General features: G+C 71.2%; 10 protein-coding genes. 4 read left to right on the top strand and 6 right to left on the bottom strand.

Going from position 1 to position 13,145, the window contains the following annotated elements; translation table 11 throughout:
• Positions 1-15 precede the first annotated feature (15 nt).
• Positions 16-258, bottom strand: a complete 243-nt coding sequence (locus OG194_RS17875; RefSeq protein WP_327401848.1) for a hypothetical protein — start codon at positions 256-258, stop codon at positions 16-18.
• Positions 245-1,666, bottom strand: a complete 1,422-nt coding sequence (locus OG194_RS17870; RefSeq protein WP_327401847.1) for a PspC domain-containing protein — start codon at positions 1,664-1,666, stop codon at positions 245-247. Before OG194_RS17870 ends, OG194_RS17875 begins: the two co-directional genes overlap by 14 nt.
• 957 nt (positions 1,667-2,623) lie before the next feature.
• Between OG194_RS17870 and OG194_RS17865 the strand changes: the two genes are divergently transcribed.
• A complete protein-coding gene (locus OG194_RS17865; RefSeq protein WP_327401846.1) occupies positions 2,624-3,952 on the top strand; it encodes an ATP-binding protein in 1,329 nt (442 codons plus the stop codon).
• Positions 3,949-4,668 carry a response regulator transcription factor gene (locus OG194_RS17860; RefSeq protein ID WP_327401845.1) on the top strand — a complete coding sequence of 240 codons (720 nt, stop codon included), beginning with the start codon at positions 3,949-3,951 and terminating at the stop codon, positions 4,666-4,668. Before OG194_RS17865 ends, OG194_RS17860 begins: the two co-directional genes overlap by 4 nt.
• Positions 4,669-4,714: 46 nt before the next feature.
• Here the strand turns inward: OG194_RS17860 and OG194_RS17855 are convergent, their stop codons facing one another.
• Positions 4,715-5,788: a C40 family peptidase gene (locus tag OG194_RS17855; protein WP_327401844.1), complete on the bottom strand. Its 1,074-nt coding sequence runs from the start codon at positions 5,786-5,788 to the stop codon at positions 4,715-4,717.
• Positions 5,789-6,203: 415 nt separating this feature from the next.
• On the opposite strand from OG194_RS17855, the gene OG194_RS17850 reads away from it, so the two are divergent.
• Positions 6,204-6,557, top strand: a complete 354-nt coding sequence (locus OG194_RS17850; RefSeq protein ID WP_019055618.1) for a hypothetical protein — start codon at positions 6,204-6,206, stop codon at positions 6,555-6,557.
• On the opposite strand, the gene OG194_RS17845 is transcribed toward OG194_RS17850, so the two are convergent.
• The gene (locus tag OG194_RS17845; RefSeq protein WP_327401843.1) at positions 6,535-7,524 is read right to left on the bottom strand and encodes a tellurite resistance/C4-dicarboxylate transporter family protein; all 990 of its coding nucleotides are present in this window, start codon (positions 7,522-7,524) and stop codon (positions 6,535-6,537) included. The two genes, OG194_RS17850 and OG194_RS17845, sit on opposite strands and share 23 nt — an antisense overlap.
• Positions 7,525-7,644: 120 nt before the next feature.
• Positions 7,645-8,589 carry a C40 family peptidase gene (locus tag OG194_RS17840; protein WP_327401842.1) on the bottom strand — a complete coding sequence of 315 codons (945 nt, stop codon included), beginning with the start codon at positions 8,587-8,589 and terminating at the stop codon, positions 7,645-7,647.
• A gap of 319 nt (positions 8,590-8,908) precedes the next feature.
• Here OG194_RS17840 and pcrA point away from each other — a divergent pair, with 319 nt between their 5' ends.
• Positions 8,909-11,410, top strand: coding sequence for a DNA helicase PcrA (gene pcrA / locus OG194_RS17835; protein WP_327401841.1), 2,502 nt, complete (start codon positions 8,909-8,911; stop codon positions 11,408-11,410).
• A gap of 22 nt (positions 11,411-11,432) precedes the next feature.
• Here the strand turns inward: pcrA and OG194_RS17830 are convergent, their stop codons facing one another.
• Complete coding sequence (locus tag OG194_RS17830) at positions 11,433-12,965, bottom strand: M23 family metallopeptidase (RefSeq protein WP_327407119.1); 1,533 nt, start codon at positions 12,963-12,965, stop codon at positions 11,433-11,435.
• Between the last annotated feature and the right edge of the window lie 180 nt (positions 12,966-13,145).

Genomic DNA, 13,145 nt, shown 5'->3' with positions numbered 1-13,145 from the left:
GTTCGTAGACGATCTTCAGCCGGATATGTCCGGACCGGGGTCGGCCGTGTTCCTGCGGCCGGCCCCTCGGCGTCTGCGGACCGCGCCGTTGACGCCCGCCACCACACCGGCCAGGACCAGGCCGACCGTGACCAGCGGGATCACCGCGAACCACTCGGTCACCCACAGTCCGCCCGCGTCCCCGGCGTAGAGGACGCCCGCGGCGGCGAGGAAGAGACCGGCGACCAGCTTTCCGGGCTGGAACTCATGACGCAGCACGGCTGACCTCCGCCTGTCCGACGCCGACTTGGAGGTCCAGGTCCAGCGTGCCGATGCTCTTGACGCCCGTCGCCGGGGTCAGGGTGACCTGCTTGTGCTTGCCCGGCTCCACGTCCACGTCCTTCTTGTCGTCACCGGGCAACTGGATGTCCCCGACGCGTACGTCCACACTCAGCCGCACCGTCACGTTCGGCGGCACGATCACCTTCAGCTGCCCGACGCCCACCTCCGCGTCCGTCGCGACCGTCTGCCCCTTGGCCGGCCGCAGCCGGGTCAGGTCGAGCGTGCCCACACCGTTCCCGAGGTCGTACTTCTTCTGTACGTCCGCCACCGTCGCGGGCTGCCAGGTGAGGCGGTCCCAGTGCGTGGTGAGGTCCTTGGGCAGGGCCGCCGAGGCGGCGAGCAGGCCGGCCGTGACGATCGCGAGGAACACCGAGCCCGCCCCCGTACGCCCGAGGAACGCGCTGACCGCGATGCCCAGGCCGAAGACGACGAGCGCACAGGCCAGGCCCGCCTGGAGGCTGGTGCCGAGCGCCTGGTCGTCCCACTTCGCGGCGGTGCCGAGGGCCCCCGCGAGCAACGCGAGCAGGAACACCCAGCCGCCGATCCAGCGCGGGCCGCGCGTTTTCGGGGGCGCCGGGCGAGGGGCCCGCTGATCCGCGGGCCAGTGCGGGTAGGAGGGGGCGAGCCTGACGTCGATCACGTCCGCGATGTCACGGTCGCGGGAGTCGCCCGGGCCCCACAGATAACCGGTGCCACCGACGTGTGTGCCGTCCTTGACGATCGGATCACGCCACCAGGAGGGGTAGGTGGTGGCCACCGGCGGCGCCTGGGCCTCCGGCGGGGCGTCGGCGACGGCCTGCGCGGCGAGCGGGTCGGGGTCGGGGGCGCCGCGCTGCTGCGACCAGTACCCCGCGCCCGCCAGCAGGAGGGAGAGGACGACGGCGAAGGTGAGCACGCTGGCGTTGTTCAGCATCGACAGGAACACACCGCAGCCGACCAGCGCGAACAGCACGGCGGCCAGGGCCTGGCCGTCCACGCGGCCGGTGAAGAGCTTGCGGACCTCGTTCTCCTCCTCGTCGTCGTACGGGACGAAGAGCCATGCGAAGCCGTAGAAGATGAGGCCGATGCCGCCCGTCGCCGAGAGCACGGCGAGCGTGATCCGGAAGATCACCGGGTCCATGTCGCACTGCCGCCCGAGCCCCGCGCACACCCCCGCGAGCACCTTGGACCGCCGGTCCCGGCGGAACCGGTGCGGAGCCGCGGCCGCGGTGCCGCCGCCGGGCACGGCACCCGGCGCAGAGGCGGCACCCGCGCCGGGCACGGCGTCCTGCGGCCCGCCGCCCGCTTGCGGACGTGGGCCGGAGCCGGGTCCCTGACCCGTCGCGGCGCGCTCGTGATCTGTCATGCGTCCATGCTGCCCGCCGCGAGCCGCCGATGGCAGTCGGGACGACCCTGGCCGAACCCTGAAATCCGCCCTGACCCGGACCGGGGGAGTGTTCGAGGGCCTGTGGTGTGTGCGGGCGGGCTGCGCCGCGAGCTGTTCGCCGGGCGGGCGCGGTCGCCGCGGGCGGCCGGGTGCCCGCCGGGCTTCCTGTGCCACGGCGACTGACATCACGACCGGCACCACCACCGGCTCGTGTGCCGGTGGCGCTCGGGATCTCCGGCAGCCGTCGGCGACCCACGGATCGCGGCGGCGGATTGCCTGCCGGGCTCCCGTGCCATGGCGCCTGGCACCGCGGCTGGCTCGTGTGCCGGTGGCGCTCGGGATCTCCGGCAGCCGTCGGCGACCCACGGATCGCGGCGGCGGGTTGCCCGCCGGGCTCCCGTGCCACGGCGACCGGCACCGCGACCGGCCCGTGTGCCGGTGGTGCTCAGATCCCCCGCAGCCGCAGCCGCAGCCGCAGCCGCAGCCGCAGCCGCAGCCGCAGCCGCAGCCGCAGCCGCAGCCGCAGCCGCAGCCGCAGCCGCAGCCGCCGACGACCCACAGACCGCAGCGCCGGGTTGCCATCCGGGCTCGCGTGCCACGGCGACCGGCACCGCGGCTGGCTCGTGTGCCGGTGGTGCTCAGATCCCCCGCAGCCGCAGCCGCAGCCGCAGCCGCAGCCGCAGCCGCAGCCGCAGCCGCCGACGGCCCACAGACCGCAGCGCCGGGTTGCCATCCGGGCTCGCGTGCCACGGCGACCGGCACCGCGACCGGCCCGCGTGCTGGTGACGCCCAGATCCCCCGCAGCCGCAGCCGACCCATGGACCGAGGACGCCCGCCTCATCTTCCGGCAACCCGTCAGAACCCCCGCCGCACGCCGTTTTCGCGGACCGAGCGCGCCGGATTCGAAGATCAGGGGAGTCTCGGGGGTCGACCCTGATGCCTCGGGCGGCGGGGCGTGTGAACATCGGTGGCATGCCGGAAGCCGCAGCATTGCCCGTCGAGGACCCGCGGCCGCCGCGCAAGCTCTACCGCAGCAGTGACGGACGCTGGCTCGGTGGTGTGGCGCGGGGGCTCGCCGGGCATCTCGGGCTGCCGGTGATCTGGGTGCGGCTGGTGTTCGTGGGGCTGTTCCTCGCGGACGGACTCGGCGCGTTGCTGTACGCCTCGTTCTGGTTCTTCGTGCCGCTCGGCGTCGGCGGGGTCGCCGGCCAGCGGCCCCCGTCGCTCGTCTCCACCGAGACCTCGCCGGACGGCCGCCGCAGACTCGTCGCCCGCAAGCCGGACAAGGGCCAGATCGTCGCCCTGCTCCTCATGGTCGTCGTCGCGCTGGTCTTCGTCGGCAATGTGAACCTGGGCAATGGCGCCAAGGCCTATCTCTTCCCGACCGTCCTCGTCGGCGCGGGCGTCGCTCTCGTCTGGCGCCAGGCGGACAACGCCCGCCGCGCACGCTGGGCCGAGGTCGGCAGCCGCCGCCGTACGCTCAGCCTGCTGCGCGCGGGCGGCGGGGTCCTGCTCGTCACCGCCGGTGCCACCGCGATCTTCGTGCTCCAGGGCTCCGCCGACCATCTCGGCTCAGTCCTCCAGGCCGCTCTCGCGGTCCTCGTCGGTATCACGCTGCTCGCCGGCCCGTACCTCGTGCGGATGACCCAGGACCTCTCCGAGGAGCGTCTGATGCGCATCCGCGCCCAGGAGCGCGCCGAGGTCGCCGCCCATGTCCACGACTCCGTGCTGCACACCCTGACCCTGATCCAGCGCAACGCGGAGAGCCCCAACGAAGTGCGCCGCCTGGCCCGGGCCCAGGAGCGCGACCTGCGCGCCTGGCTCTACAAACCGGAGGGCACCGGCAAGGACGAGGCCGACGAACCCGACACCCTCGCCGAGGCGGTGCGCCGCAGCGCGGCCGAGGTCGAGGACAAGCACGGCGTCCCCATCGAGGTCGTCATCGTCGGCGACTGCCCGCTCGACGAGAGAATCGGCGCCCAGATGCAGGCCGCGCGCGAAGCGATGGTGAACGCGGCCAAGTACGGTGGCGAGGGCGGCGCCGTACAGGTCTACGCCGAGGTGGAGGGGAAGACGGTCTTCGTGTCCGTCCGTGACCGCGGACCGGGCTTCGATCTCGACTCGATACCCGCCGACCGCATGGGTGTCAGAGAATCGATCATCGGCCGTATGGAGCGCCACGGCGGTACGGCACGACTGCGCGCGGTGCCGGACGGCGGTACCGAGGTCGAGCTGGAGATGGAGAGGGTGGAGAAGACGTCATGAGCGACGCGACCGAGACGAACGAACCGGCGGAGCCGACCGGCGGGAGCGCGGGCGGGCGTCACGTGCGCGTGGTCCTCGTCGACGACCACCGCATGTTCCGTACGGGGGTACAGGCCGAGATCGGCCGCACCGAGGAGACCGGAGTCGAGGTGGTCGGCGAGGCCGCTGACGTCGACCAGGCGGTCACGGTCATCACCGCGACCCGCCCTGAGGTGGTCCTCCTCGACGTCCACCTCCCGGGCGGCGGCGGGGTCGAAGTCCTGCGCCGCTGCGCCCCGTTGATGAGCGACGCCGAACAGCCCGTCCGCTTCCTCGCCCTGTCCGTGTCGGACGCGGCGGAGGACGTGATCGGGGTGATCCGCGGCGGTGCGCGCGGCTACGTCACCAAGACGATCACCGGCACGGACCTCGTCAACTCCATCTTCCGGGTCCAGGAGGGCGACGCGGTCTTCTCGCCCCGCCTGGCCGGCTTCGTCCTCGACGCCTTCGCGTCGACCGACGCCCCGCCGGTCGACGAGGACCTCGACCGCCTCACCCAGCGCGAGCGCGAGGTGCTCCGCCTCATCGCGCGCGGCTACGCCTACAAGGAGATCGCCAAGCAGCTGTTCATCTCGGTGAAGACGGTCGAGTCCCATGTCTCGGCGGTACTGAGGAAGCTCCAGCTGTCCAACCGGCACGAGCTGACGCGCTGGGCGACGGCACGTCGACTGGTGTGACCCGTAAGGGAGTTCACCCGGGGCCCCTGAGGGATACCCCGGGGATTCACACCACCCGGGTCGCCCCCGCGAACGGCATCTCGTCGATCGGCGCCAGTCGCACCGGCGCCGTCGGGTTCGGGGCGTGGATCATCTGGCCGTCGCCGACGTAGATGCCGACGTGACTGATGCCCGAGTAGAAGAACACCAGGTCGCCGGGGCGCAGTTCGGACCGGGAGACCCGTTGGCCGGCGTTGATCTGGGCGTAGGTCGTGCGGGGCAGGGAGACCCCGGCGGAGCTGTACGCGGCCTGCACGAGGCCCGAGCAGTCGAAGGCGTTGGGGCCGGTCGCCCCCCAGACGTAGGGGCTGCCGAGCTTCTGGTAGGCGTAGGAAACGGCCGCTGCCGCACGGGAGTTGGGGGCGTCGGCCCTGGCGGCGGAGGAACCGGGCGCGGCCAGCGCGCCCCGGGCCGTGGTCGACGACCGTGACGCGCGGCCGGTACCACCCGCGTCGCCGACCTGCGCCCGCTGCTGCGGGGTCAGGCCGGACAGCAGCCGGCGTGCCTGGTCCAGCTTGCCGTTGATGGTTTTCTTCTGCTTCCCCAGCTCCGCCTGCCGCGACTTCAGCGAGGTCAGCTCGATGTGGGCGGCGCCGCGCAACTGCTCGATCTCCCGCAGCTGTTGCCGTACGAGCTCGACGGCCGCCGTCTGCCGATGGCCCATGCGGTCGGCGAACTCGGTGCCGTCCAGATACCGTTCGGGGTTGCTGGAGAGCATGAGCTGCACCGCGGGGTCGATCCCGCCGCCGCGGTACTGCGCGGCGGCGACATAACCCAGCGAGTCCCGGGCCGAGTTGAGCTTCTCCGTCTTGCGTGCCGCCTCGTCCCGCAGGGTGTTCAGCTGCTTCTCGGCCGCGTCCGCCTTCTCCTTCGCGCCGTCGTACTTCTCGGTCGCGACCTCCGCCTCCTGGTACAGCTTGTCCACCTTGGTCTTGACCTGCGTCGGTGTCAGCTGTGGCTCGGCGTGCGAGGTCCCGTCGAAGCCGGTCGCCGTCGCCGCGCCCGCGAGGGCGATCGTCGCCGCCGTACGGGCTGTATTGCCGCTGAGCGAGCGCTGTCGGGGCTTGCGGTGCGCTGCCACGTGGACTGCACGTCCTTTCGTACGACCGCCGGGGGAGCGGGCGATTGCGCGTCCGGCGGCGGCCCGCACAGGGGGAGCGGGCCGCCGCCGGACATTCTTCGGCGGTGGTGGCCGACTGCCGCCCCTGGTCCGGGCGGCGGTGGGGAGCCGGTCACCTGATGGAGGACGCTAAACCTGATGGTGACGGCCCGGTAACGCATGTGCACAACTGACATGAGGTGATCGGCGATTGACCGCAAGTGACGTTGATCGCGGTCCGGGGCCGCCGCCTTCGCGCGGAGCGCTGACCGAAGCGGCGGTTCCGACGCGGGGCGGGAGGGCGCGGTGCTATGGGCCGCATATATGCAACGGCCGGGGAGTGGTAGGGAGGGGCGGTGTCGGTCGGTCCCGGAGCCCCTGATTAGGCTCCGACCCCATGGACGTACTCATCCATCTCTTCGTCGGCCTGCACATCATCGGCATCGCCGCGCTGCTCGGCGGTTTCCTCACCCAGATGAAGGCGATGGGCCAGGGCACGGCCCGCTTCGTCCCCGGCATGCTGCACGGCGCGCTGACCATGCTGGTCACCGGCGCGATCCTGGTCGGCCTCAACCAGGCCGACGATCAGCACGTCAACAACATCAAGATCGGCATCAAGCTCGCGCTGCTGATCGTGATCCTCGGCCTCGTCTATGTGAAGCGGGACGAGGAGACGGTCGACAAGAGCCAGTTCGCGCTGGTGGGCGGGCTCACCATGGTGAACATCTTCATCGCGGTCCTGTGGACGTGACCCCCGACGTGGCGGCCAGGTAGAAGCGGACCGTCCCCGCGGCGACCACCAGCCAGGCCGCCACCGCGATCCACAGCACCACCTCCCCGGGCGTCCGCAGCCACGACACGTCCACGGCGGTCCCCACGGACAACATGGTCGCCGCCGTCATCCCCAGCGGGAACACCGTCGACCAGCGACGCACGTCGAAGCGCAGCCGCGGCCAGGCGATCTCGGCGCCCACCAGGACGACACACCAGGCCACGTCGAGCACCAGCAGGGCCACGGTCACGGCCCGCAGGACGCCCCGATCGTCGGAGTTCCACAGATACAGGCGCGCGCTGTCGGCGGCGATCAGCTTCGACCCCGCCAGCGCAGAGACGGCCAGCGCGCCGCCGACGATCCAGTGGTCCCCGACCCCGGTGATCACCTGCCGCCACTCGAAACGGGCCAGCGCGAACCCGTACAGGATCAGCCCGAACCAGAACAGCACCAGCGCCGTGTGCGCGAGCCAGGCCACCGACTCGGCCCCGGCGATCGTCGCCCCCAGCACGGCCAGCGACTGCGTGGCCACACACCCGAGGAAAACGGTTCCGGGCATCCGCCCCTGCCAGTTCCGTAGGACCCGCACGAGCAGCCAGGGCCACAGCACCGCGGCGAGCGCCAGCAGAGCCTCGGCCACCGTCTGCCAGCCGGCGATCGAGAACCGCGTCCCCAGTACGGCGGTCGCGGCCGTGGCGGTCAGCGCGCCGGGCGTCCCCGCCTCCGTGAGCCACCGCCGCCGGTCCCACAGCAGCCGTACGACGAAGTCCGCGGCCAGCCCCAGCCAGAAGGCGCAGGCCACCGCGAAGGCGATACGGGACAGCACCTCGTACCCCGTGACGTGCAGGCCGACCGACATGATCGCGGTAGCCATCACGACGGCTCCGGCCGCCGGCGGACGCTGTGCCCACCAGGCGCGGAAGCGGGAGATACCGGTATCGGGCATGGCCCGATGCTAGGGAGCGGCCCCAATGCCGACGACGGGCCACGCGCGCGTGGATGTCAAAAACACCTGCACGCGTGCGTGGCGCTCGAAAACACCCGCACGCGCGCGTGCGCACTCCGCTCAGGCAGGCCGCACCAGGCTGTGGACGGTCGCCGTGTCGTCGTAGTGGATCGACTCCTCGCGCACGTAGGCGCCGGGCTTCGGGGCGTGGATCATCGTGCCGTCGCCTACGTAGACGCCGACGTGGCTGCTGTCGTCGTGGAAGAAGACCAGGTCGCCGGGTTGCGCGTCGGCCAGGGAGACCGTCGTGCCGGCGTTCGCCTGGTCGGTGATGAGGCGCGGGAGGGTCACTTCGGCGGCCTTCCAGGCGGCCTGGACGAGGCCTGAGGAGTCGTACGAGCCGGGGCCTGCGGCGCCCCAGACGTACGGTTTGCCGACCTGGGCGCGGGCGAAGGCGATGGCCTTGGCGGCCTTGGTGGCGTAGAAGGAGCTGGCGGGCGAGGAGCCGGAAGGGGTGCTCCGCGTCGCCTCGGTCCGCTGGTTCCGCGCGGTCGGTCGCGCCAACAGCTCGCGCGCGGTGGAGAGCTTCTTCTGGACGGTGGCCTTGGCCGTCCTGAGGTCGCTCTGCGTGTCGTCGGGGGTCCGGAGGCTCTCGGTCGTCTCGTGCCGGACCGCGTTCTTCTGGCGGCTGGTCAGCCGGCTCATCAGCTGGGCCTGCTCGAAGTAGTCCTGCGGGGTGTCCGGGAGCAGGAACGCCGAGGCGTCCGGGGCGGAGGCCCCGGTGCGGTACTGCGCTGCGGTGAACGAACCCAGCCGCTGCCGCGCGGAGTTGAGCTTCCGCGCCGGCTTGGGCACGTCCTCCGGGCCGGTGTCGACGCGCCCGCGCTGCCTGGCCGCCCTCTCCCTGGTCGCGTTGTACGTCTCGGTCCCCGACTCCGCCTGCCGGTAGAGGTCGTCGACCTTCCGCTCGACCTCGTCGACGCTCCGGTCGCCGTCGTCGGCGGGGGCCCATATGCCTGCGATGCGCGAGCCCGCGGAACGCGGCTTGCGGTGCGACGACGCCAAAGGAGGCGACTCCTTCCAGATGGTGCCCTGCGGGCCGTTGCTGTCCTACGGGCCGTTGTTGCCTACGGTCCGTGCCCGAAAAGGGAGTTGGGCCGACGCACCCCAGGTCCGTGGGGTCGTACGGCCTGATCGAACGTTAACCAACTCGTGTGGTTTGTGTGAAGGTTGATGTTCGATATGCCTGATATGCGGTCGTGACCTTGGCCATGCGCGAGGCCGGTCATCGCTGATCGTGACGGACCGGTTCTGGTCCGTGAATTTCCCCGAGTTCCCGGGGTGGCAGTCGGTTGTCAGTGGGGCGCCCTAAACTCGGAAGGCGATGAGCAGCCTCTTTGACGACAGCTTCCTGGCGGATCTCCAGGGCCCTCGGGCCCACGAGGGAGAGCCCCCGCCCCCGCCCGAGGACGAGCACGGACCGGAGCCCATTCCGGACGACCTGTTCGGCGGGAAGTTCGACGTGCCCGCGAGCAGAGACGCCCACTACCGGGACGGCGCCCCACGCCCCGTGGCCGACCCGGCCGCACTCCTGGACGGGCTGAACGAGAACCAGCGCGCGGCCGTCGTCCACTCCGACACCCCGCTGCTCATCGTGGCCGGCGCCGGCTCAGGCAAGACCCGCGTGCTCACCCACCGCATCGCCTACCTCCTGGGCGAGCGCAACGTGCACCCCGGGCAGATCCTCGCGATCACCTTCACCAACAAGGCCGCGGGCGAGATGAAGGAGCGCGTCGAGCAGCTCGTCGGCCCGCGCGCCAACGCGATGTGGGTGATGACCTTCCACAGCGCGTGCGTCCGCATCCTGCGCCGCGAGTCGAAGAAGCTCGGCTTCACGTCCTCGTTCTCGATCTACGACGCCGCCGACTCCAAGCGGCTCATGGCCCTGGTCTGCCGCGACCTGGACCTCGACCCGAAGCGCTTCCCCCCGAAGTCCTTCAGCGCCAAGATCTCGAACCTGAAGAACGAGCTGATCGACGAGGAGGACTTCGCCGCCCAGGCCGCCGACGGTTTCGAGAAGACCGTCGCCCAGGCCTACGCGATGTACCAGTCGCGGCTGCGCGAGGCCAACGCCCTCGACTTCGACGACCTGATCATGACGACGGTCAACCTGCTGCGAGCCTTCCCGGACGTCGCCGAGCACTACCGCCGCCGCTTCCGGCACGTCATGGTCGACGAGTACCAGGACACCAACCACGCCCAGTACGCGCTCGTGCGCGAGCTGGTCGGCACCTCCGAGCACCCGGTCGACGTCCCGCCCAGTGAACACGACCTGCCGCCCGCCGAGTTGTGCGTCGTGGGCGACGCCGACCAGTCGATCTACGCCTTCCGGGGCGCGACGATCCGCAACATCCTCCAGTTCGAGGAGGACTACCCGAACGCGACGACGATCCTCCTGGAGCAGAACTACCGCTCCACACAGACGATCCTGAGCGCCGCCAACGCGGTCATCGAGCGCAACGAGTCCCGCCGCCCCAAGAACCTGTGGACCAACGCGGGCGCGGGCGCGCGGATCACCGGCTATGTCGCGGACACGGAGCACGACGAGGCGCAGTTCGTCGCCGAGGAGATAGACCGTCTCACCGACGCGGGCGACGCGAAGGCGGGAGACGTCGCCGTCTTCTACCGGACGAACGCGCAGTCCCGTGTCTTCGAGGAGATCTTCATCCGCGTCGGCCTGCCCTACAAGGTCGTCGGCGGTGTCCGCTTCTACGAGCGCAAGGAGGTCCGGGACGTCCTGGCCTACCTGCGTGTGCTGGCCAACCCGGAGGACGCGGTCCCGCTGCGCCGCATCCTCAACGTCCCCAAGCGCGGCATCGGCGAGCGCGCCGAGGCGATGATCGACGCCCTCTCGCAGCGCGAGAAGATCAGCTTCCCGCAGGCGTTGAGGCGCGTCGACGAGGCCTACGGCATGGCCGCGCGGTCGACGAACGCGGTCAAGAAGTTCAACACGCTGATGGAGGACCTCCGTACGATCGTCGACTCCGGCGCGGGCCCGGCGACGGTCCTGGAGGCGATCTTCGAACGCACCGGCTATCTCGCCGAGTTGCAGGCCTCCACCGACCCGCAGGACGAGACCCGCATCGAGAACCTCCAGGAACTGGCCGCCGTGGCCCTGGAGTTTGAGCAGGAGAACAGTTCAGGTGAGGGGGAGAGCGAGACGCCGGTCGGGCTCGCCGCCTTCCTGGAGCGGGTGGCGCTCGTCGCCGACTCCGACCAGATCCCCGACGAGGACGAGGACGGCTCCGGAGTCATCACGCTGATGACCCTGCACACCGCCAAGGGACTTGAGTTCCCGGTCGTCTTCCTCACCGGCATGGAGGACGGCGTCTTCCCGCACATGCGCGCCCTCGGCCAGGCCAAGGAGCTGGAGGAGGAGCGGCGCCTCGCGTACGTGGGCATCACGCGCGCGCGTGAACGCCTCTACCTGACCCGCTCGTCGCTGCGCAGCGCCTGGGGACAGCCGTCGTACAACCCGCCCTCCCGCTTCCTGGAGGAGATCCCGGCGGCGCACGTGGAATGGAAGCGGACCGGCGCGATGGCGGCTCCGCCGTCGACGGGTCCGGCCTCGGGCCTCGCGGCCTCGCTGTCCTCGTCCCGCTCGCGCTCGTCGGCGTCGGGCGCCTCGGGTTTCGCCACGCGCCGCACCTCGGAGAAGCCGGTCGTGGCGCTGGCCGTCGGGGACCGGGTCACGCACGACCAGTTCGGGCTCGGCACGGTGGTCGGCGTGAACGGCACGGGGGCGAACGCGGAGGCGACGGTCGACTTCGGGGAACCGAAGCCGAAGCGGCTGCTGCTGCGGTACGCGCCGGTGGAAAAGCTGTAGCCCGTAAGGGAGTTGGGGCGGCTTAGGTCGGGTCGAGCCCGTGGCTGCGGAGCCACGGGAGCGGGTCGATCGCCGCCCCGCCCGCCGGGCGCACCTCGAAGTGCAGGTGCGGGCCGGTGGAGTTGCCCGAGTTCCCGGAGTACGCGATCGGGTCGCCGGCCTTCACCGTCGTACCGGAGGCGACCCGGTAGGTGGAGAGGTGGCAGTACCAGGTCTGCGTGCCGTCCTTCTCTGTGAGGATCAGCATGTTGCCGTAGGCGCTGTTCCACTTCGTGGAGACGACGCCGTCGGTCGCGGCCATCACCGTCGTGCCGTACGAGACGGGGAAGTCGATGCCCGTGTGCACGGACATCCAGTTGACGCCGGCCTGGCCGAAGTAGGCGCTGAGGCCCCGCTGCGTCACCGGCAGCACGTACTTGGGGCGCAGCCGCTCCTTGCGGGCCGCCTCCGCAGCCGCCTTCTTCTTGTCGGCCTCCTGCTGGGCCTTGAGGTCGATACGTTCCTGCGTACGGCTGGCCCGGTCGGCGAAGTCGTCGGCACCGGCCGACAGGCTCTTGATCTGGGCGTCCAGCTTGTTGTTCGCGACGGACGGCTTGACCGAGGTCGCGTCCGAGGCGGAGGCCGTCGTGTCGCTGCCGCCGGTCAGCGTGCCGACGGACGCGGCGGCGATCCCGGCGACACCCATCACACACGCGGACGGCACGGCGATGGTCATCAGCGCGGACCGCTTCGGGGGCGTACGGCGCCGGGAACGGCTCCCGTTGCGGGCCGCGGCACGCGAGCCGGCCGGGGCCGGGCTCGGGGTGAACTCCTCCTGGTCGTCGAGGAGTTCGGGGTGGGTCTGGTGCCCGTCCTGCTGTTCCGGCTCGGCCTCGTCGGGGGCGGGCATCTCGCCGGTGGCGGTCAACTCGCCGGTCAACTCGCGGTCTTCCGGGGCGGGTTCGTCGTACGTGCCCTCGTGCGTCCCGTCGTACGACGCCTGTTCAAAGGTGGTGGTCGCGTCGGCGGCGGTGCCGTCGGCGTTCCACTGCGTGGCGTCGTACGTGCCGGTGTCGAAGGTCTGCGTGCCCCATTCCCACTGCTGGGTCTGGTCGGCGGGGGCGGCGGCATGCGCCGAAGTGTCCGACTGGAGCCAGGCGTTCGCGTCCCACTGGCCGCTGACGTCGGGGGCTCCGGTCTGCGGCGGGATGGCGGACAGCTGCTGGTAGTCGGCCGACCAGGCGGTGGTCTCGTAGGCGCCCGTGTCGTACGTGGCGTGGTGCTGGGCCGCGTACGGGTCGTAGTTCAGGGTGTGTTGGGCACCCGTGGACCAGGCCGAGGAGTCGTAGGCGCCGGTGGCGTGCGACCCGGTGTCATGGGCGTGGCCCTGGCCGTTGCCCGGCATGTCGCCGAAGAGCGGGTCGGTGGCGAAGCTCGCGGTGGCCTGCGCGCCCGGGTGGAAATCCGTGGCGGTGTGGTCGCCGTACGTGGTGAAGTCACCGTACTGGGCGTCCTGCCCGCCGTACGACGCGTAGTGCGCCGAGGTGGCATCGGAAGCCGGAGCCGGGGTGGTCATGGTCCCCGACGGGTGACGATCGTTCACCAACTTCTCTATTCGCCTCGACAACAGGGGCTGCCAGAGCAGTGCGGTGGACTGTACCCGGCAGTATGCGGGCACGACAATCTTCGTCAGGTTTCGCGTCAGCAGGAAACGGGCATTCGGCCGTGTTTCGGGGGACGGCGGGCACGGGTTTGG

The organism is Streptomyces sp. NBC_01288, from assembly GCF_035982055.1.
GTDB lineage: Bacteria > Actinomycetota > Actinomycetes > Streptomycetales > Streptomycetaceae > Streptomyces.
This window is presented reverse-complemented; position numbering and strand designations above follow the sequence as displayed.

Excerpts from the sequence above, each read along its gene's own strand:
- OG194_RS17860 (WP_327401845.1), top strand. The coding sequence starts at position 3,949 with ATGAGCGACGCGACCGAGACGAACGAACCGGCGGAGCCGACCGGCGGG.
- OG194_RS17830 (WP_327407119.1), bottom strand. The coding sequence starts at position 12,965 with ATGACCACCCCGGCTCCGGCTTCCGATGCCACCTCGGCGCACTACGCG.
- OG194_RS17865 (WP_327401846.1), top strand. The coding sequence starts at position 2,624 with ATGCCTCGGGCGGCGGGGCGTGTGAACATCGGTGGCATGCCGGAAGCC.
- OG194_RS17850 (WP_019055618.1), top strand. The coding sequence starts at position 6,204 with ATGGACGTACTCATCCATCTCTTCGTCGGCCTGCACATCATCGGCATC.
- pcrA (WP_327401841.1), top strand. The coding sequence starts at position 8,909 with ATGAGCAGCCTCTTTGACGACAGCTTCCTGGCGGATCTCCAGGGCCCT.
- OG194_RS17870 (WP_327401847.1), bottom strand. The coding sequence starts at position 1,666 with ATGACAGATCACGAGCGCGCCGCGACGGGTCAGGGACCCGGCTCCGGC.
- OG194_RS17845 (WP_327401843.1), bottom strand. The coding sequence starts at position 7,524 with ATGCCCGATACCGGTATCTCCCGCTTCCGCGCCTGGTGGGCACAGCGT.